The 19,456-nt window shown below is 64.8% G+C and carries 19 protein-coding genes; 9 read left to right on the top strand and 10 right to left on the bottom strand.

From position 1 onward, the window contains the following. Positions 1-255: 255 nt before the first annotated feature. Positions 256-678 (top strand): PaaI family thioesterase, encoded by a 423-nt coding sequence (locus tag BLR85_RS03720; RefSeq protein WP_093149773.1) that lies wholly within the window; start codon positions 256-258, stop codon positions 676-678. 3 nt (positions 679-681) lie between these two features. On the opposite strand, the gene BLR85_RS03715 is transcribed toward BLR85_RS03720, so the two are convergent. After that, positions 682-1,692, bottom strand: a complete 1,011-nt coding sequence (locus tag BLR85_RS03715; protein ID WP_093149828.1) for a YcjF family protein — start codon at positions 1,690-1,692, stop codon at positions 682-684. A gap of 22 nt (positions 1,693-1,714) precedes the next feature. Next, the gene (locus BLR85_RS03710; protein WP_093149769.1) at positions 1,715-3,133 is read right to left on the bottom strand and encodes a YcjX family GTP-binding protein; all 1,419 of its coding nucleotides are present in this window, start codon (positions 3,131-3,133) and stop codon (positions 1,715-1,717) included. Between the two features lie 204 nt (positions 3,134-3,337). Between BLR85_RS03710 and truA the strand changes: the two genes are divergently transcribed. Then, positions 3,338-4,105 carry a tRNA pseudouridine(38-40) synthase TruA gene (gene truA / locus BLR85_RS03705; RefSeq protein ID WP_093149765.1) on the top strand — a complete coding sequence of 256 codons (768 nt, stop codon included), beginning with the start codon at positions 3,338-3,340 and terminating at the stop codon, positions 4,103-4,105. Positions 4,106-4,298: 193 nt separating this feature from the next. Here the strand turns inward: truA and BLR85_RS03700 are convergent, their stop codons facing one another. The 4 genes from BLR85_RS03700 to BLR85_RS03685 all read right to left on the bottom strand — a co-directional run bounded on the left by BLR85_RS03700 (position 4,299) and on the right by BLR85_RS03685 (position 7,343). Further along, a complete protein-coding gene (locus tag BLR85_RS03700; protein ID WP_093149762.1) occupies positions 4,299-5,009 on the bottom strand; it encodes a CDP-alcohol phosphatidyltransferase family protein in 711 nt (236 codons plus the stop codon). 165 nt (positions 5,010-5,174) lie between these two features. Then, on the bottom strand, positions 5,175-5,738 hold the full coding sequence (locus BLR85_RS03695) for a hypothetical protein (RefSeq protein WP_139188297.1): 564 nt from the start codon (positions 5,736-5,738) through the stop codon (positions 5,175-5,177). Beyond that, positions 5,710-6,600 carry a tyrosine recombinase XerC gene (locus tag BLR85_RS03690; protein WP_093149752.1) on the bottom strand — a complete coding sequence of 297 codons (891 nt, stop codon included), beginning with the start codon at positions 6,598-6,600 and terminating at the stop codon, positions 5,710-5,712. Before BLR85_RS03690 ends, BLR85_RS03695 begins: the two co-directional genes overlap by 29 nt. A gap of 29 nt (positions 6,601-6,629) precedes the next feature. Then, positions 6,630-7,343 (bottom strand): DUF484 family protein, encoded by a 714-nt coding sequence (locus tag BLR85_RS03685; RefSeq protein ID WP_093149748.1) that lies wholly within the window; start codon positions 7,341-7,343, stop codon positions 6,630-6,632. A 585-nt stretch (positions 7,344-7,928) separates the two neighbouring features. On the opposite strand from BLR85_RS03685, the gene BLR85_RS03675 reads away from it, so the two are divergent. Then, complete coding sequence (locus tag BLR85_RS03675; protein ID WP_093149740.1) at positions 7,929-10,127, top strand: primosomal protein N'; 2,199 nt, start codon at positions 7,929-7,931, stop codon at positions 10,125-10,127. Between the two features lie 97 nt (positions 10,128-10,224). Continuing rightward, positions 10,225-11,346, top strand: coding sequence for a flavin-containing monooxygenase (locus BLR85_RS03670; RefSeq protein ID WP_170844446.1), 1,122 nt, complete (start codon positions 10,225-10,227; stop codon positions 11,344-11,346). 269 nt (positions 11,347-11,615) lie between these two features. On the opposite strand, the gene BLR85_RS03665 is transcribed toward BLR85_RS03670, so the two are convergent. Continuing rightward, positions 11,616-12,680, bottom strand: coding sequence for a YeeE/YedE family protein (locus BLR85_RS03665; RefSeq protein ID WP_093149733.1), 1,065 nt, complete (start codon positions 12,678-12,680; stop codon positions 11,616-11,618). Between the two features lie 167 nt (positions 12,681-12,847). Between BLR85_RS03665 and BLR85_RS03660 the strand changes: the two genes are divergently transcribed. From BLR85_RS03660 to BLR85_RS03640, 5 genes are all read left to right on the top strand, one after another. Continuing rightward, positions 12,848-14,083 carry an MFS transporter gene (locus BLR85_RS03660; protein ID WP_093149824.1) on the top strand — a complete coding sequence of 412 codons (1,236 nt, stop codon included), beginning with the start codon at positions 12,848-12,850 and terminating at the stop codon, positions 14,081-14,083. A gap of 101 nt (positions 14,084-14,184) precedes the next feature. After that, positions 14,185-14,847, top strand: a complete 663-nt coding sequence (gene msrA, locus BLR85_RS03655; RefSeq protein ID WP_093149704.1) for a peptide-methionine (S)-S-oxide reductase MsrA — start codon at positions 14,185-14,187, stop codon at positions 14,845-14,847. 16 nt (positions 14,848-14,863) lie between these two features. Then, positions 14,864-15,409, top strand: coding sequence for an AAA family ATPase (locus BLR85_RS03650; protein ID WP_093149700.1), 546 nt, complete (start codon positions 14,864-14,866; stop codon positions 15,407-15,409). Positions 15,410-15,496: 87 nt separating this feature from the next. Next, on the top strand, positions 15,497-16,366 hold the full coding sequence (locus BLR85_RS03645) for a 50S ribosomal protein L11 methyltransferase (RefSeq protein ID WP_093149695.1): 870 nt from the start codon (positions 15,497-15,499) through the stop codon (positions 16,364-16,366). Between the two features lie 91 nt (positions 16,367-16,457). Beyond that, positions 16,458-16,793, top strand: a complete 336-nt coding sequence (locus BLR85_RS03640) for a hypothetical protein (RefSeq protein ID WP_093149689.1) — start codon at positions 16,458-16,460, stop codon at positions 16,791-16,793. Between the two features lie 263 nt (positions 16,794-17,056). On the opposite strand, the gene ruvB is transcribed toward BLR85_RS03640, so the two are convergent. The 3 genes from ruvB to ruvC form a co-directional block, all read right to left on the bottom strand. Then, entirely contained in the window at positions 17,057-18,106 is a 1,050-nt protein-coding gene (gene ruvB, locus BLR85_RS03635) for a Holliday junction branch migration DNA helicase RuvB (protein WP_093149685.1), read from the bottom strand. Positions 18,107-18,212: 106 nt separating this feature from the next. Next, positions 18,213-18,887 (bottom strand): Holliday junction branch migration protein RuvA, encoded by a 675-nt coding sequence (ruvA, locus tag BLR85_RS03630; protein WP_093149680.1) that lies wholly within the window; start codon positions 18,885-18,887, stop codon positions 18,213-18,215. Then, positions 18,884-19,387, bottom strand: coding sequence for a crossover junction endodeoxyribonuclease RuvC (gene ruvC, locus BLR85_RS03625; protein ID WP_093149674.1), 504 nt, complete (start codon positions 19,385-19,387; stop codon positions 18,884-18,886). Before ruvC ends, ruvA begins: the two co-directional genes overlap by 4 nt. Between the last annotated feature and the right edge of the window lie 69 nt (positions 19,388-19,456).

Genomic DNA, 19,456 nt, shown 5'->3' with positions numbered 1-19,456 from the left:
AGCACCCGCCACTTCCGCTCGGTGGGTTTCGCGCCGCGCGAGGCGTAGACGAGGGCCTCGACGCCGCGCCCTACGCAGGCCTGCGCCGCGGCGATGACGCGCCCCACCGGCGGGTCCCCAGCGTCGATGTCCGCCGCCAATACGCCAAACATTCCCTGCTCGCGCTGCGTCGCATGGTTGCGCGCCTCCCCGCTTGCACAGAGCGTATTTCTTCGTCAGCCTCGCCGTTCCAGATAGGCGTGCGAGGGAGAGGCCATGGAAATCCTGATGCAAGGCGAGCATCTCGAAAGCCTGATTGCGGAGATCTTCCCGCAGGTTGGCGGTGATTTCAGCGTGGAAGAGGTTACCGAAGACGGGATCCGCCTGCGCCTGCTGGTGGCGGAGAAGCATCTGCGCCCCGGTGGAACGGTTTCCGGGCCGTCCATATTCGCTCTGGCCGATTGCGCGATGTATCTCGCCGTGATGAGCCGGATCGGGCCGGAGGCGCTGAGCGTGACCACCAATTGTTCCATCGACTTCATGCGCAAGCCGGAGGCGGGGCGGGACCTGTTCTGCGAGGTACGGTTGCTGAAACTGGGCAGAAGCCTTGCGGTTGGCGATTGCCTGATTTTCAGCGAGGGCACGGAAAGCCCGGTCGCCCGGGCCTCGCTCACCTATTCCATCCCGCCGCGCCGCTGAACGTCAGCTTCCAAAGAGCCCGGTCAGCGCGCGCTTGACGAGGGCCGAAACTGAAGGCCGCTTCAGCCGCGCGAAGGGCAGCGGGCGGCAAACCTCGATCGCGGCCACGCCGACGCGGGCCGTGAGGGCGCCATTCACCACGCCTTCGCCAAAGCGGCGCGAGATGCGGCTGAGCAGCCCACCGCCCGCGACGGACTGGATCAGGTCGTCGCCTACCGCGACCGCGCCCGTGGCAACCAGATGGGTCAGGACGGCGCGGGTGAGGCGCAGACTGCCGAGCGTTCCGGCGCGGCCTCCATAGATCTCGCCGATGCGGCGGATCATGCGGACCGTCGACAGCAGCGCGGTCGCGACATCGGCCAGCGCCAGCGGAACGATGGCGGTGACGGTTGCCACCTGCCGCGCGGCGTTCTCGACCTCGGCGCGGGCCGCGGCATCGAGCGGACTCATCAGCTCGGCCTCCGCCAGTCCGAGCAGGGCGTCGGCGTCAAATTGTTCTTCCGCCCGGTCCCGCAGCCGTTGCCGCGGCAGGTCGAGTTCCTTGCGCGAGGCATAGAGCTTGTTCAGCCGCTCGACGACCGATTGCGCCGCTTTCAGGTCGTTCGTGCTCTGGGCGCTGGCGGCATCGCGGTGAATCCGGTCGAGCCGAGCAAGGCGGAAGAAACCGGAAGCCTCCCGCAGGGCCAGCAGTACGAAGGCCAGCAGCAGCGCGCTCAACAGGCCGAGCGCGACCGTGCCGAGGAACGTGTTCCGCGTGAAAAGGCTGGTGACGAAATCCCAGGCCGCGACCGAGGCCGCGAAGGTAATAAAACTCGCCAGTGCGCCCCAGAAAAGCCGCCCCAGCGGCGAGGAGCGCCGGGTGGCAAGGCGAACCGCGCCTTGCATGGCCTGTCCCGTGGGGGCGTCTGCAAGCTCCGGCACCGGAGGCGCCTCGGCCGGGCCAGGGGACGGTTGGTTCTCTTCGGCGGTTTCGTCGATCTCGATCAGCACCGGCCCTTTTGGTGTCTCGCTCATTTGCGGTTCCATCCCTGCATCGTCATTTCAGCCGGTCCCCGAAGAGGAATTCCGCCGCGCGGTCGAGCCGGATATGCGGCGGGCCTTCGCCGGGTTTCAGCGTGCCGGGGGCCGGCGCGAACTGCATCACCGCGTAATCGTCATCGAGCCATCGCTCCGCGCCCTGCCGTGCCGGCACCAGCAGGTGCGAGGGGTCTTCCGGCAGGGTGCCGGGGTACAGAACGGCCTCCTTGCCGCTCTCCAGCCGCCCGCGGACCATGCCCAACTCGCGCCCCTCGACAGTGCGGGTTTCCTCCACCGTGGCGCGCAGCGCGGCAATCGCCATCGCACTGGTGCGGGCGCCTGCGAAATCGGCCCGGTCGCTGGCCTGGCGCAGCATCGCCTCCATGATCGCGGTCACCTGGCCGTGCTGGGTGTGATGGATGTGATCCGCCTTGGTAGCGGCGAAGAGAATACGCTCCACCCGCTTCGCGCCGAGCAGGCGCGTCAGCCAGGCGTTTCGCCCGGGCCGGAAGGCGCCAAGAATGTCGTTCATTGAGCGGCCAAGATCTTCCACCGCTTGCGGCCCGGCATGGATGGCGCCCAGCAGGTCGACCAGCACGATCTGGCGATCGATCCGGGCGAAATGATCGCGAAAGAAGGGTTTGACGACCTTCGCCTTGTAGCTCTCGTAGCGTCGCTCCATTTCGCGGCGCAGCGAGCCGCGTGGCGCGCGGGTCTCTTGCGGGGGCATCGGCGCGAAGGTCAACGCGGGAGAGCCTTCCATCTCGCCGGGCATCAGGAACCGACCCGGCGTGCAGTCGGAAAACCCTGCCGCGCGCGCGGCGCGCAGATAGCCGGTATAGGCCGTGGCCAACGCCTGCGCGGCAGGCTCGGTGACCTCTGCGTCGCCGTCAACTTTCTCCAGCGTTGCAAGGAAATCGGCAGCCGACGGACGGATCGCCGCCCGTTCCAGGATCTCGGCGGACCAGTCATCGAAACTGCGTTCAAGCAATTGCAGGTCCAGCAGCCATTCTCCGGGATAATCGATGATGTCGAGGTGAATGGTCCGCGGACCGGAAAAGCTGCCCATGAAGCCGCGCGGCTGCACTTTCAACGACAGGCGCAGCTCCGACACGGCGCTTGTCGGCTGCGGCCAGTGCGGGGCGGGGCCGGTCAGCGCCGCCAAATGGCGCTCGAAGGCAAAGCGCGGCACGGTGTCGTCGGGCTGCGGCTGCAACCAGGCGCTTACGATAGAGCCGTCCGCCGCCGAGATCAGTCCCGGCATCCGTCCCCGATCCATCAGGTTGGCCACCAGCGAGGTGATGAAAACCGTCTTGCCGGCGCGCGCGAACCCCGTCACGCCGATCCGGATGACTGGCTCGAACAGGGTCTCGGACAGGGCCGCCGACGCGTCCTCGACCCCTTGTACGATCCCGTCCGCGATACGACCGATAACCACCAGACCCTCTTTCTCTGTTCAGATCAGACATATGGCGTGCGACGGGTAATGCCTAGGGGGCAGGCCCGTTTCTCGCCGCCTGCCGAGGGTGTGGCACGGCCATCCGCCTTCATCTTTCCCGAAATACCCCGCCGGAGGCAGGCCGCGAGTCGGACTTCATCCCGGCGATGGACAGTGCATGGCACAGGCGATATTGCGCCTCACATGCCCCGCTACGCTTTCAAGATCGAATATGACGGCGCCCCCTTCGCAGGCTGGCAGCGCCAGAAGGAACACCCCTCCGTACAGCAAGCGGTGGAGGACGCCCTCGGCCGGCTGCAGCTCAAAGCGCCCGGCATCGCTGCCGCCGGCCGTACCGATGCCGGCGTGCACGCGCTCTCCCAGGTCGCCCACGCCGATATGGAGCGCGACTGGGATCCGTTTCGCCTGTCGGAGGCGCTGAACTACCATCTCAAGCCGCTGCCTGTCGCCATCACGGCCATGGCGCGGGTCGGCGATGACTGGCATGCGCGCTTCTCGGCGACCGAACGCCGCTATCTCTTTCGACTGCTGAACCGGCGCGCTCCGGCTGCGCTCAGCGCCGGAAAAGTCTGGCAGGTTTCGGCGCCGCTGGAGGTCGCGCCGATGCAGGAAGCCGCGCGCTTCCTGCTGGGGCGCCACGATTTCACGACATTCCGGGCCTCCGAATGCCAGGCCGATAGCCCGGTTCGCACCCTCGACCAGCTGGATTTGGAACGGGTGCAGACCCCGCTCGGACCGGAAATCCACTTCCATGTCCGCGCGCGTTCCTTCCTGCACAACCAGGTGCGCAGCTTTGTCGGCACGCTGGAGCGGGTGGGCGCGGGCGCCTGGGCACCCGAAGATGTGCGCGACGCGCTGGAGGCGCGGGACCGGGCGGCTTGCGGTCCGGTCTGTCCCCCGCAGGGGCTATACCTCGCAGGGGTGACCTATCCGGACGATCCGTTCGCGTGATCTGCGCGTAACTTCGATGGCCACGGTTTGTAGGGGCTTTGCCCTCCGTGCTCGTGCGAGCGCTCCCCCCAGGATATTTGCGGAAAGAGGAAACCTGCAGGATTGTTCACGCGCGGGGAGCGTGCACTAGAGGAGCCGCCCGACATGTCAGGGCTGGTTCCGGATCCGAGTTCCTCGGACCGGTTGGTAGCGATCAGGCGCGGCTTTCGGCGTTGCGGCTATGTGGCACTATCTGCTGCAAGATCCCCGCGCCGAGCAGGTAGATGCTGGACAAGACCAACCCGAGTCGTGCCCAGCTCTGTGGATCGAAGGACACCCAGGCCGCCCAGGCGGCGCAGATTGTCCAGATCATGATCATCGGCAGGGAAATTGCGCGCCAGCGCCGGGTTCGCACGGGATGGATGAAGCGCAGGCTGGTGAACATGGCAGCCGAGAGAAGTGCAATGACAATCATGCAGATCCAGACCGGCGGCTTGATGGCGAAGATCACCAGGACGACCATGTTCCAGCATCCGGGAAAGCCGGAGAAGGATTTGTCGGCGGTCTTCATGCCGGTATAGGCGAAATAGAGAGCAGAGGTGAAGGTGATCACGATCAGGGCAGCCCATCCCGTCCAGCCTGGCATGAGGTCCGAGGCGAACAGCGCGAAAGCGGGGATGAAGACATAGGTCAGGTAATCGATGATCAGGTCGAGCAGGGCGCCATCGACCTGCGGCGCGTTGGACGAGACATCGTATTTCCGCGCAAGGGGCCCGTCGATTCCATCCACCACGAAAGCGGCGACCAGCCAGACGAACATCATCGGCCAGTCGTAGCTGACCGCGGATATCAGTGCCAGCATAGCCAGAACGGCCCCGGTGGCGGTGAGAAGATGGACGGAATAGGCGCGGTGTTCGGGCTTCATTCGTTTCCAATGCCGAATATCGACCGGATTTGCAAACCGGATGGCAAAGGCAAATATCGCAACCGCGGCGAAAGCGGAAATCTGCCACGTCGATCGTCTGCGCGAACAGGGCGAGTGGAGGAGGCGCCGCGAGGCTCAACCTCCGCTTTTTCATTCAGTTTGCGCTCACGCGCCGAGGGTGGATTGCTCATTGTTGTAGAGAGACTCGACCAGCGCGGAATCAGCCGACAGGCTGAAGCTGCCGTTGCCTGGCACGCCCTCTGTGAGGCTCTGGAACAGATTCGCGGTATTCGGCTTGGTCATCTGGTCGGTGCTTTGTGCGCTCAATTCCTCGGCGCCTTCGGATGGCGGCGGGGGCGGCGGCGGGCGGTTGCCTTCCGGGGCGCCGATCTCATCGGCAGCTTTCATGGCTTCGGGGGCCTTGGCGCTGGAGAATATTTGCCCGGCCCCGACATTCGGTGCAAATGCCTGTTGCCCCTGTCCGGAAGGCGGCGTGCGGTGCGTGGCAGGGGAGTGCAGCGTCATCCCGCTGCCCATATTCGTCATCGTTCCAATCATGAATTGCCCCTTTCTTTGGGTGTGGTGCAGGGGCGTGTTTAGGCGCATCGTGTTTAAATCCGGCTGAAGCAGGGTGGTTCGCTCGGTGGAAAAATCCATAAAATAAAAGCTATCGGTAAAAACCACTAAGTTTTCAGAGCCTTCAACCCATCCGCGGATGGGCCATTTCATAGACTTCCATCAACCGCTCGGCATCCACGGCCGTGTAGGCCTGCGTGGTCGAGAGGGAGGCATGGCCGAGCAGTTCCTGAATTGCGCGCAGGTCTCCGCCGGCTGCGAGCAGGTGGGTGGCGAAGCTATGGCGCAGCGCGTGCGGGGTTGCCGAAGCCGGCAGGCCAAGCTGCATCCGGCTGCGCTCCATCACCCGGGTCACCAGGCGCGCATTGAGCCGCCCGCCGCGCTTGCCGCGAAAAAGCGGCGTTCCGGCTTCCGCGGGCCAGGGGCTGAGCGCGACATAGCGCGAGACCGCCTCGCGGGCGGCGGGCAGGACGGGCACGATGCGTTCCTTGCCGCCCTTGCCGCGAATGCGCAGGCTTTCACCTAGCGGCAGGCAGTCGGCTTCCAGTCCGAGCGCTTCGGAGATCCGTAACCCGCATCCATAAAGAAGGGTGACGACGGCCACGTCGCGCGCCGCGATCCAGGGCTCTTCCGATTGCAGCTCGACGGTCTCCAGCACCGCTTTCGCGGCGTCCTCGGCCAGTGGGCGGGGCAGCTTGCGGCGGTATTTCGGGGCGCGTGCGGCGAGAATTGCCGTGGCATCGAAGCCGTCGCGCTCCGCCATCCAGCCGGCGAAATTCTTCACTGCCGACAATTCGCGCGCCAGCGAGCGGGCGGCCACGCCGCGCCCGCGCTCATGCGCCATCCAGGCGCGCATGTCGGAAATGGTCAGCCGTTCCAGCGGCCTCTGGCCGAGGCTCTCGCCGAAATGCCCGGTCAGGAAGGCAAGGAAACCTGCGAGGTCGCGCTGGTAGGCGGTGAGCGTGTTCTCGGCCACGCCATCGACGGCGCGCAGATGGTCGAGCCAGCGGGACATGGCGTCCCGCAAACTATCGGATATCTGGATCAGCTCAGCCAACGGCGCATCTGGCGCTCGAAGACACCGGCGAAGAAGGCCAGCAGGTCCGTCGCCTGGTTGGGGCGGAACTGGTGCGGGTCCTCGGAGCCGAGCGCCAGCATGCCGGGCAGGGTGCCCGATCCGAAGTCGAGCTTGAGCAGGGCCTCGGAATTGACCCAGTCGGCCGCGTCGCCATAGAGGATTTCGCTCTCGGGGCGCAGCTGGCGCAGGGTGACCTGCCGGGTAGGTACGCCCTCGCGGCCCTGCGTGAGATAGGCGTCGATGAAGCCGGGCGGCACGACGCTGAGAACGTCTCCCAGCCGGCGCACGGCAATCTCTCCCTCGGCATTGGCCGTGCTCTCCAGCACCAGCTTGATGCAGTCGACCCGCAGGATCGCCGCCACCTCGCCCCCAAGCCCCTTGAGGAAATCCTCGAAAGCGACGGGGTCGAGCATGGACAGGATGGCACGGTGGATCTGGTTGGTGCCGGCGAGATTGTCATAAGCTGCGGCGATGACGGAGCGGTGAGTGTCTTCGAGCCGGTCGAGCCTGCTTTCCAGACGCTCCATCGCGATGCCGCGCAGGTCGATGATATTGCCGCCGAGCGATTTTTCGTTGGCCGAAATGAGCGCTCGCATGATCTCCCTGTCATCCAGGATCACATCCGGTTGCGCGATGATCTTGTCTTTGAGCTCTTCGAGATCTACCGCCACTTCGTTCATCTTCGTCCCGCTACATCAATGTCGTCCCGCAATCCTATAACAGATCACGGGAAAATTTGATCTGTTTTTGCCCATTTGTTCATGCTGGCGTCCAGCCTCTTGTCGATGAGGACGCGGTTTGCACCGGATTTGATCACGGCGGGTGGCGCGGTTGCCACATTGGCACGGAGGGAGAGCGATGGTTTTCATGGGGGGAGGCGGTCTGGAGCGCGACGGCGGGGAAATGGGGCTCGGCCCGCTATTCTTCTTGTGATCAGCTGGTATAGGCCGTTCTGGCGCGGTTCGCGGCCGTCCGCGATCACGCGCTCCACAGCGGCAAGCGTTGTTCCCGCCGAAAAGGGGCGCGGCGACGATCTCGCAGATTTTCCCGGTGAGTTCCTTGATGTCCGGAGCGGATTTCAGGATGATCGCCGGGTTGGTCGTTTCGCCATCGACCATGCCGGGACCGTTCCGTTCGGCGATGGCGTCGGTATCGGCTGCGTCAACGAAGAATCTCACCGCTTCCGGCCTCGAACAGGTCGGAATCGGCGCTGTGGGCTGCGGCCCATGTGAATTGGCGGCGGGCCGGTCCCGTCGGGGGGCGGGATGACGGAAAACGACTGGTTTGCCCAAGGGGATCTGGTTGCGGTTCTGACCACGCAGCCGCTGGATCGGTGCCTGGATTACGCGGCCCCCGAAGGCGGTTGTCCGACCGGGGCTTTCGTGGAGGTGCCGCTGGGGCCGCGCAAGGTTCTGGGCGTCGTCTGGGGGCCGGGCGCGGGCGATTTCGACCGCGCGAAAGTGCGCAGCGTCGACCGGGTGTTGGATGTGCCGCCGATGCAGGCGGAGTTGCGGGAATTCCTGAGCCGCTGCGCCGATTACACGCTGACATCGATGCCAACGATGCTGCGCATGGCGACGCGCGCGCCGGGACTGACGGATGCTCCCTCGATGCGGTGGGTCTATCGCCGGGGCGAAGGCCAACCGGAACGGATGACCGATGCGCGCCGGCGGGTGCTGGCAACTTTGGAAGAATACGGCGGGCTGGCCTTCACCATGTCGGAACTGTCGGCGACGGCAGGCGTGACCAACAGCGTGATCAAGGGCTTGGTCAAGCAGGGGGTGGTGGTGGAAGAGGCGACGCCGCGCGACCTGCCATACCCGCGGCTGGACCATGAGCGCGCGGGCTTGCCGCTGAGCGAAGCTCAGGCGGCGGCGGCGGCGGCGCTGCGCGCCACCGGAAAGCTCGGCGCCTACGGCACCACTCTTTTGAAGGGCGTCACCGGCTCCGGGAAAACCGAGGTTTACCTGGAAGCGGTGGCGGAATGCCTGGCGGCGGGGCGGCAGGCGTTGGTTCTGTTGCCGGAAATCGCGCTGACAGGGGAGTTCCTGTCCCGCGTGGAACGGCGCTTCGGCGCCCGGCCGGCGGAATGGCATTCCGGTGTGACGATGACCGAGCGGCGGCGTTGCTGGAAAATGGTGGCAGAGGGGGGCGCGGAGCTAGTCGTCGGTGCGCGTTCGGCGCTGTTCCTGCCGTTTCGTGACCTGGGGTTGATCGTGGTCGATGAGGAACATGACAGCTCCTACAAGCAGGAGGACATCGTCTTCTACAATGCCCGCGACATGGCGGTGCTGCGCGCTTCGCTTTGCGACGCGCAGGTGGTGCTGGCCTCGGCCACGCCCTCGCTGGAGAGCTGGGCCAATGCGGAGGCCGGGAAATATTCCCGGCTGGAGCTTGGCGCGCGCTTCGGCGCGGCGGAGATGCCGGACATGCGGGCGATCGACCTGCGCGCGGAGAAGATCCCGTCCGGGCGCTGGATCTCGGGCGAGTTGCAGCGCGCCGTCGAGGCGCGGATCGCGCAGGGCGAGCAGTCGCTTTTGTTCCTGAACCGGCGTGGCTACGCACCGGTCACGGTCTGTCGGGCCTGCGGACACCAGATCGGCTGTGATCACTGCGATGCGCGGATGGTGGAGCACCGGTTCCAGAAGCGGCTGGTCTGCCATCAATGCGGCGAGACCAAGCCGATGCCGGAGGTCTGCCCGAAATGCGAGGTCGAGGGGCGGCTGGCGCCGGTGGGGCCGGGCGTGGAACGTCTCGCCGAGGAAGTGGTAGGCCTTTTCCCCGAAGCACGGGTGGCGGTGCTTTCCTCGGACCTGTTTGGCTCGGCCCGCGCGCTGAAGGAAAAGATCGAGGAGATCGCGCGCGGCGGGGCGGATATCGTCATCGGCACGCAGCTGGTGGCGAAGGGCCACAACTTCCCGCTGTTGACGCTGGTCGGTGTGATCGATGCCGATCTGGGCCTGCAGGGGACCGACCTCAGGGCGGCCGAACGGACATTCCAACTCGTGCGGCAGGTCGCCGGGCGGGCAGGGCGGACGGCGGATCGGCAGGGCGTGGCCCTTCTTCAGAGCCATCAGCCGGATCACCCGGTGATAAGGGCGATCCTGTCGGGCGACGAGGAAGGCTTCTGGCGGGCCGAGGCCGAACAGCGCCGCGCGGTCGGCATGCCGCCCTATGGGCGGCTGGCCGGGATCATCCTGTCCTCGCCGGAGGTGGCCGAGGTGTTCGATTTCGGCAATGAACTTGCCCGCCGCGACGGCCCGCTGCGCGAGGTGGGCGCGCAGGTTTTCGGCCCCGCGCCGGCACCAATCGCGCGGGTGCGGGGGCGGCACCGGGTGCGGCTGCTGGTCAAGGCGGCCAAGGGCGTTGCGCTTCAGGGGGCCCTGAGCCGTTGGATTGCGCAGTTACGGGTGCCGAACAACCTGAGACTGAGCGTGGATATCGATCCGCAGAGCTTCTGGTAGCCGTTCGGCCACATATTCAGGAAACGCTTCGTTGCGCCGGGTTGCGATGCTTGCCATGCGCCGAACGGGCAGGGATGGTGCGGTGGGGAGGATGTCGATGGACGCGATCGTGATCGGGGCGGGGCCGGCTGGGCTTGCCTGCGGTGCCTGTCTGAAACGGCAGGGATTCGATGTCGAATTGCTCGACCGCGCGCAGCAGGTCGGCGCGCGTTGGCGTGGGCACTACGAGTCCCTGCGCCTGCATACGTCGCGCGGACGCTCCGGCCTGCCGGGCCTTGCCATGCCACGAACCTTTCCGCGGTATCCGACGCGCGCGCAGGTCGTGGACTATCTGGAAAGCTATGCCCGCTACTTCGAACTCGAACCGGTCTTTGGCGCCGAGATTCGCCGCGTGGAGAAATCCGGGGAACGCTGGCGGGTTACCGGGTCCATGGGCGAGCGGATGGCGGATGTCGTGGTCTTCGCGACCGGTATCAATGACAGGCCGCGCCAGCCGGTCATCGTCGGGCTGGACGAATTCATTGGGCCGGTGGTGCATTCCTCCGGCTATCGCAACCCCGAGGCGTTGCCGGGAAAGCGGGTCCTGGTGGTGGGTTTCGGCAATTCCGGTGCAGATATCGCGCTGGACCTGATCGCCGCGGGCCGCGATGTGCAGATCGTGGTGCGCAGCCCGGTGAATATACTGCCCAAGGAGCTGCTGGGGGTGCCGATCACGTCCTTTGAGCTTCTGACGCGACTGTTGCCGTATCGCTGGGCGGATCGACTGGTTGCGCCCCTTCTCCGGGCGGCCGTCGGGCGGCCGGAGGATTATGGCTTGATGGCGCATGCCAAGGGACCGGCGGCACGGGTGATCGAAGATGGGCGCATTCCGATGATCGATACAGGCGCGCTGGCGGCCATCCGGGAAGGAAAGCTGGTCCTGCGCCCCGGCCTGGAGCGATTCGAGGGGCAGGTCGCGCGTTTCGTTGACGGGGTGGGTGTCGAGTTCGACGCGGTGGTTCTGGCAACGGGTTACCAGCACGATCTGCGGTCGCTGCTGCCCGGCTTGCCGGGCGTTCTTGACGCCGCGGGGCGACCACGCCTGAGCGGGCAGCGTACTGCGGAACGAGGACTTTACTTCTGTTCCTATATTGTCTCGGCCAATGGGCAGTTGAAGCAGGCCGGACGGGAGGCCGAGGCCATTGCCCGGGATGCAGCCGAAGCGTTGCGGCGAAGGTGAGCCGCCCGCTCAGGCGAACCAAGCCGTTTACGCCGCTTTTTCGAAATTCGGAACGCACATGTACGCCAAGTGCGCGTGCGGAAACGATCCTCCGGATCGTGCCTCCGGCGGGGATATTTGAAGAAAGAGGAAGTCTTGAAAAGGCCAGGTCTTCCTCTTTTCTGAAGTATCCCGGGGGTTTGGGGGCGGCGCCTCCAACTCTTCGCTATCGGCGCGAAGGTCCCTGAACGATTGAGCGCTTCAGTTCGTGTACCGGTCCTGACGTCGCTTTACACAGTGACTGCTGCACCGCCTTTCTGGTCCACCAGGTAATCCGTCGCTACGGCGCCGATCCACATGCAGGTCAATGCGACCCAGGCCGTGCCCACGAAAATAGATGTGCCCGTCACCCCCGCGCCAATGGCGCAGCCTCCGGCGAGCATGCCTCCGAAGCCCATGGCGGCAGCGCCGATCATGGCGCGCTGCATGTTGCCAGCACCCTCGAAGCCCTGCGCCTTCAACTCGCCTCCCCAGGCGGCCGCGAGGAAGGCGCCGAGGAAGACGCCCGGCACCAGGCCAATGTCGAACTCCAGCACCGTGTCGGGCACCAGGAAGAACATCAACGTATGAGCCGAGGGTCCGGTGAAGGTGGCGCTCTCGATCTGCACTGGTTCGAAGGCGACTTGGCTGAGGCCGAAGGTCAGCACCCAGCCGACGGCCACGGCGAACCCGACACCTGATGCCATGAAGAGCTTGCGGGGGCCCAGCTCGTTCTTCTTCGACAGGTAGATTGCCAGCACGGCCAGCACCAGACCGAGAACAAGACCGGTCGCTTGCGGCAGGTGCAGTGCGGCCAACGCGTCGACATTGGTGCCGCCCGACGTGATCCAGAGCCCGGAGATCGCTTCGCGGACCGGCACAAGCCAGCCACCCAGCGTCATCTGGGCGACGACGGCAAAGACAAGCCCGGAAACGAGCGAGCGCAGGTTGCCTGTCGCCGCCAACACCAGCAACCGGCCTGAACATCCGCGCGCCAGTACCATGCCCATGCCGAACAGGAGCCCGCCAATGATCGCGCCGGACCATGTGCCCGGCACCGCCATCATCCGGGCGTCCTCGGCCCGCATCAGGCCCAGCATCTGCGCGCCCTGCACCCAGACCATCGCGGTGGAGAAGGTCAGCAGCCAGATCGACATGCGCGGCCCGATCTGGCCTCGGGCAAACTCCACCGTCGCCGCGCGCAGGCAGAAATTCGACCGTTGCGCCGCGATCCCGAAGATCATCCCCGTGATCAGCCCGAACAGCGCGGCGGTCGGTGCCTCGCCGATCCGTTCGACTATTGCCAGAATGTCCATCTTGTCCCCTCGCGCGCACGTTACATTCAAAAATTGCCATGAGATATGCCGCAGGGGCAATCCCGGTGCCTTGATTCAGATCAGTCCGCAATCGAAGCAGGGGGCACCTGCGCGGATGCACGCCCATTTTGCTTTTCAAATCGCGCGCGCGGGTCTATGCGCGGAATATGCAAACCATTTCGCTGACTCAGGCACGGGAGATGCCATTCTGGCGCCGACCCGTAACATTGCTTTTCGTCATGGCGGCGGCCATGCCGATAGCCTTTTCCACTTGGTCGGCGCTGCTGAACAATTTCGTCATAGAAGTCGCCGATTTCGACGGCTCCGATATCGGCTGGCTGCATACAGTGCGCGAAATCCCGGGTTTCCTGGCCATTGCCGTCATTGCCCTGATCCGGATCGTCCGTGAACAGGTGCTGGGCATTGTCTCGTTGCTGTTACTGGGCGTGGCCACGGCGCTGACAGCGTGGTTTCCGAGCCTCGGCGGAATCCTGACCATCACCATGCTCAGTTCGATCGGCTTTCACTATTATGAGACCGTCAACCAGTCGCTTCAGCTGCAATGGATTTCCAAGGAGCGCGCGCCCAAGGTGCTGGGCTGGATGCTGGCAACCGGGTCGGCGGCAACGCTGGTGGCCTACGGGCTGATCGTCACGACCTGGAAGGCCTTCGATCTCGACTACAACACCGTCTACATGACTGCCGGCCTGACGACAGCCGTGGTCGCCATCCTCTGCCTGATGCTCTACCCGCAATTCGAATCGCCCACGCCGCAGGTGAAGAAATTCGTCCTTCGTCGCCGCTACTGGCTCTATTACGCGTTGCAATTCATGGCAGGCGCGCGACGGCAGATCTTCGTCGTTTTTGCCGGCTTCATGATGGTCGAGCGGTTCGGCTTCCAGGTGCACGAGATCACCTCGCTGTTCCTGCTGACGCTGGTGGCCAACATGGTTTGTGCGCCCGTGTTTGGCTGGGCGGTCTCCCGTTTTGGCGAGCGCCGCGCGTTGATCTTCGAATATACCGGCCTGGCGCTTATCTTCGCCGCCTATGGCGGGCTCTATGCCTTTGGCTGGGGGGTGGTGCTCGCGGCCACGCTCTACGTGCTGGATCATATCTTCTTCGGTCTCGCGTTGGCGCTGAAGACCTATTTCCAGAAGATCGGCGATCCGGCGGACATGGCGCCAACGGCCGCCGTGGCCTTCACGATCAACCATATCGCGGCGGTCTTCCTGCCGGCCACACTCGGCTACCTGTGGCTGGAGTTACCGCAATCTGTCTTTTTCCTCGCGGCGGGCATGGCGTGCACCTCGCTTGGCCTGTCCCTGCTGATCCCGCGCAACCCCGAGCCCGGCAATGAAACCGTATTTGCCCGCTACCGCAGAAAGGCCGCTCCGGCCGAATAAGCCATCACAACCGTATCAGGCAGTAGAGCCCACGCTGGACCCGCGTGCCAGCCGGCCCCATATTCGATGCGATACCCGCGACAGCGCCATGGGAGAGAACGATGTTGCTGACGAAAGCCGCCAAGATGGAAATGGTCCGCCCCGAAGACGCGCTCCCAGGGCGCCCGGAACCGATCCCGACCGCCCCGAGCCACCATGTCTTCGACCGTCCGCTCACGCTCGATATCCCCGAGGGGATGGACGCGGTGATGCTGGGCATGGGCTGCTTCTGGGGCGCCGAACGGCTGCTGTGGCAATTGCCGGGGGTCTGGCTCACCATGGTCGGCTATTCCGGCGGCACCACGCCCAACCCCACCTACGAGGAGACCTGCACGGCCAGGACCGGCCACGCGGAAGTGGTCCGTGTCGTCTTCGATCCGGCGGTGATTTCCTTCGATGACCTGCTCCGTTGCTTCTGGGAAAGCCATGACCCGACGCAGGGCATGCGCCAGGGAGGGGATGTAGGCACGCAATACCGCTCTGCGATTTATGCAAGTCGGCCTGCACATCTGGAACTGGCGCGGGCGAGCCGATCACGCTATCAGAAAGCGTTAACACTTGCCGGGCGTGGACAGGTCACCACCGAGATCGCTGCTGCCGGCCCGTTCTACTTCGCCGAGGACTACCACCAGCAATACTTGGCGAAGAACCCGGGCGGCTATTGTGGAATCGGTGGGACAGGGGTCGCTTGTCCGGTCGGAACGGGAGTTTCTCCCGTTATCTGATCTTATCGGAGAGGCGATGGCGGGTAATCGCATCCACATCTTTGGCGCCAGCGGGGCGGGGACCACAACCCTCGGTCGCGCACTTGCCTCTGCCCTGGAGAGCCAGCACTTCGATACAGATGACTTCTTCTGGTATCCGACCGACCCGCCATTCCAGGAAAAACGCCCCGTCCCGGAACGCCGTGACCTTATGGAGCAGGTCTTCCTGCCGCGTCGTGATTGGGTGCTGTCGGGCTCGCTCGACAGCTGGAGCGAAGGTATCGACTACCGGTTCACCTTCGCCGTATTCCTGACATTGCAAACCGAAACCCGTCTGCGCCGCCTGCGGGCGCGCGAGAGCTGGCGCCTTCAGGATCCGGCGCAAATGCCCGAGATGGAAGCCTTCCTCTCCTGGGCCGCCGCCTATGACGATGGGCTGCTGCCCGGTCGCAACCGCGCCCGCCATCTTGCCTGGGCCGATACGCTCGACTGTCCGATCATGAGCCTCGATTCCGGTCGGCCCGTTTCGATACTTGTCCACGACATCCTCGAAACCCTTGACCAGGCCCGCACGAGGCCCTAGCGCCTCTCCAATTCACCTTTCGAGAAATATCCCCGCCGGAGGCATCCGCCGCTTTCCACGCGCGACCGGCACAACGAGGAGCACGACATGCCCACCTTCACCGCCCTGACGACCCTTGCCGGTAAGGTCAGGGCCGAGGCCCTTGCCGAAGCGATTGAAAACCTCTCTCCCGAGCCCACCGGCGTCGGCGTCTTCGAGATCGAGGATGGATCCGGTCTTTTGGAAGTGGGCGGCTATTTCGTCGAGCAGCCCGACGAGGTCGCCCTGGCGCTGTTGGCAGCCGCCCATGGCGCAAGGGATTTTGCTATCTCCGAACTGCCCGAAACCGACTGGGTGGCCAAGGTCAAGCGCGAGCTTGCCCCCGTCCGCGCGGGGCGCTTCTATCTCTATGGCAGCCACGATGCCGAAACCATTCCCGACGATGTCGAGCCGCTTCTGATCGAGGCCGCGATGGCCTTCGGAACCGGCCATCACGGCACCACGCTGGGCTGCCTCAAGGCGCTGGACCGGCTCGTCACCGCCGGCCACGCACCGCTTCCCGTGGCCGATATCGGCTGCGGCACCGCCGTTCTGGCCATGGCCGCAGCCCGGATCTGGCCGGGAACGGTGCTGGCCTCCGATATCGACCCCGTCGCCGTGGAGGTGGCACGGGCGAATGGCAAGGCGAACGGGCTGGTTGACCGGTTGCACTGCATCGAGGCCACCGGCTTTGATCATCCCGCCCTTGCCGCGGCTGCACCTTTTGGCCTCATCTTCGCCAATATCCTCAAGGCACCGCTCATCGCCCTCGCCCCTGCCATTTCCGAGGCTCTTAAACCCGAAGGCTTCGCGATTCTCAGCGGTTTGCTCAACGAACAGGCCGACGATGTCGTTGCTGCCTATGCCGACCAGGGGATGATTGTGCACGACCGAGAGGAAATCGGGGAGTGGACAACACTTTGTCTTAGAAAATCCTAAGTCTGGGCCGTATTCACGCCGTAATTCTGCCCTACTGTGTTCGCTAACGGGGGCATTACAGCTTTGGGATTACGCGATGAGCAATCCACAGATGAATGATTTTTCTGGGCGTTTGCGCCGTATCGAGAAGATTCAGAGGCGTGGTGGCGGCTTTGAGGCCACCGGAACGCTTGGCCAGTCCTATTACACGAAACTGCGCTTGCGTCACCAACGGCGCCCGCTTCTGCGCCCGGCAGTCGTGTTCGTCTTCGTGATCATGCTGTTCAAGGGAGGCCTGCTGGCCGCTATCGGCGCAGAAGCTTATACGCAGAAGCTCTCGGTGCTCCACCAGGGCGACACCGTCGAAAAAATCGGTGCCTTCATCATGGCAATCGACCCGTTCACCGCGACGATCGCCAAAATGATTGCCCCGATAATCGGCGGATAGGCCGGTTCGGTCTCAAGCCCTGTGAAAATTCCGGACCTATTTGAGCGGGCCGAGGCGTCAAAAGGGGGCTTCGCCCCCCGCGCTCTCGCGAGCGCTCCCCCCAGGATATTTTCGGTCAGAAGAAGGCCGCGAATTCTCTCGGGTTTCTTCTGACAACAAATATCCCCGCCGTATGCACGATCCGCAGGATCGTTCCCGCGCGCGAAGCGCGCGCCCTGAGGGCTGCCGGGGCCGTAATGCTGCGCCGGTCCGATCCTGTGCGTCTATTCGAACAGTTTTCCTTGTCCCGGTTTCGGAGAATCCGGTTGTTGCGGAATTTCCAGCCCGAGATGGCGCCAGGCCTTTTGCGCCAGCATCCTGCCACGCGGTGTGCGCTGGATAAGCCCTTGCTGCAGCAGGTAGGGCTCGATGACTTCCTCGAGTGCGTCACGGCTTTCGCTGAGCGCTGCCGACATCGTCTCGACCCCAACCGGTCCGCCGCCGTAGTTCTCGGCTATCAGGCGAAGATAGCGCCGGTCCGCGCTGTCCAGGCCGAGAGTGTCCACGCCCAGGCGTGTCAGCGCGCTGTCGGCAAGCGCGCGCGACAGGTGGCCATCTCCTTCGACAAGAGCGAAGTCGACCACCCGGCGCAGGAGCCGGCCGGCAATCCGTGGGGTGCCGCGGGCGCGGGAGGCGATCTCGCGTGCGCCCTCGGCTTCGGCCGGAATGCCCAGAAGGCGGGCATTTCGGGTGACGATCTCGTGCAACTCGTCGATCGTGTAGAATTGCAGTCGCGTCGGGATGCCGAAGCGGTCCCTCAGCGGGGTTGTCAGCAGTCCGAGGCGGGTCGTGGCGCCGATCAACGTGAAGGGTTGCAGTTCGATGCGGACGGTGCGCGCGGCGGGACCCTCGCCGATGACGAGATCCAATTCGAAGTCCTCCATCGCGGGATAGAGCACTTCCTCGACCACCGGGTTGAGGCGGTGAATCTCGTCGATGAACAACACGTCACGGGCTTCGAGATTGGTCAGGATCGCGGCGAGATCGCCGGGGCGCGCGAGCACGGGGCCGGAAGTCATACGGAAATTCACGCCGAGTTCGCGGGAGATGATATTGGCGAGCGTTGTCTTGCCGAGGCCGGGTGGGCCGTGAAACAGCGTGTGGTCCATCGCTTCGCCCCGGCGGCGGGCGCTTTCGACGAAGACGCGCAGGTTGGCGCGGGCCTCGGCCTGGCCGATGAAGTCGGAGAGCTGTTGCGGGCGCAGGGCGCGGTCTTCGCCCTGTTGCTCGCCGGGCTGGGGATCCGGGCGCAGGAGCGGGTCTGGGTCGGTCATTCATCGGCTCCGGTGGCGCGCTGGCTGAGGTTGCAGGGGGGGGCTGTCTGCCCCCCGCGCCTTGCGACGCTCCCCCCGAGGATATTTTGGGAAAGAGGATGCATTTTCAGCCCTTGGGCGCCAGTGATTTCAGGGCGGCGTGGATCAGGGCGGATGTGTCGGCCTCCGGGTCGTCGGTGAGAATCCGTGCCACGGCGGCGGCGGCTTCGCCCTGTTGGTAGCCGAGATTGGTGAGTGCGGAGAGTGCCTCGGACTGGGCGGCTGCGCGGGGGCTGGCTGTCGGTTTCTGCCTGGTTTCGGCACCGGATTGCGCCGTTGCCAGGGCGTTTATCGGCTTCGGCTCGATGACCTGGTCGAGGCTGCCGGCCATCGCCATGATCGTCGGTGCCTTGTCCTTGAGTTCGTTGACGACACGTTGGGCAAGTTTCGGGCCGACACCGGGGGCTGCGCGGATGGCCGACCAGTCGCCGAGGGTAATGGCTCGCGCGGTTCCATCCGGGCCGAGCGCGCCGAGGATCGCCATGGAGGCCTTGGCGCCGATCCCCTGCACGGAGGTCAGGAGGCGGTGCCATTCCTTTTCCTGAAGCGAGGGGAAGCCATAGAGCTGCAGCAGGTCCTCGCGCACGACCAGATCCGTGTAGAGAGCGGCAAACTCTCCGGTTGCCGGCAATTCCATGAGCGTGCGTTCAGAGACGTATACAATATAACCCACACCGTTCACATCGAGCAGCACGTGGTCGGGGCCGCGATAGTCGATCCGCCCGGCCAGCCGCCCGATCATGAGGCCCTCGCGATGGCTTGCGACAGCCGAGAGCTCGATTGCAGGTGATGGGCATGGGTGACGGCGATGGCGAGCGCATCGGCGGCGTCGGGACCAGCCAGCTTCACGCCGGGAAAATGGATGCCGATCATGTGGGCGATCTGGTGCTTCTCGGCATGTCCCACGCCGACAATCGCCTTTTTCACCGCATTTGGGGCATATTCACCGATGTCCAGCCCGGCCTGCGCCGGTACCAGCATGGCGATGCCGCGGGCCTGGCCCAGCTTCAGGGTTCCGGCGCCGTCGCGGTTGACGAAGGTCTGTTCGACGGCGGCTGCCTCGGGCGCATAGCTGTGGAAGACATCGGTGAGCTGTTCGTAAAGTGAGAGCAAGCGCGCGCCGAGGTCCTTCCCCGCGGAGGTGCACAGTCCATTTGCGATGTGAGTGAGTCGCGATCCCTGTTGTTCGATCACGCCCCAGCCGAGATTTCTGAGTCCCGGGTCGATGCCGATGACACGCATGGCTGTTGCAATCCTGCCTCTGTTATTGTTTTGCCTTTCGTATCGGTTAGCACGAAAAGTGAACATCGA

The organism is Aliiruegeria lutimaris (genome assembly GCF_900099935.1).
Lineage (GTDB): Bacteria > Pseudomonadota > Alphaproteobacteria > Rhodobacterales > Rhodobacteraceae > Tropicimonas > Tropicimonas lutimaris.
Note: the sequence above shows the minus strand (reverse complement) of the source record. Positions and strands in the feature narration are given on the sequence as shown.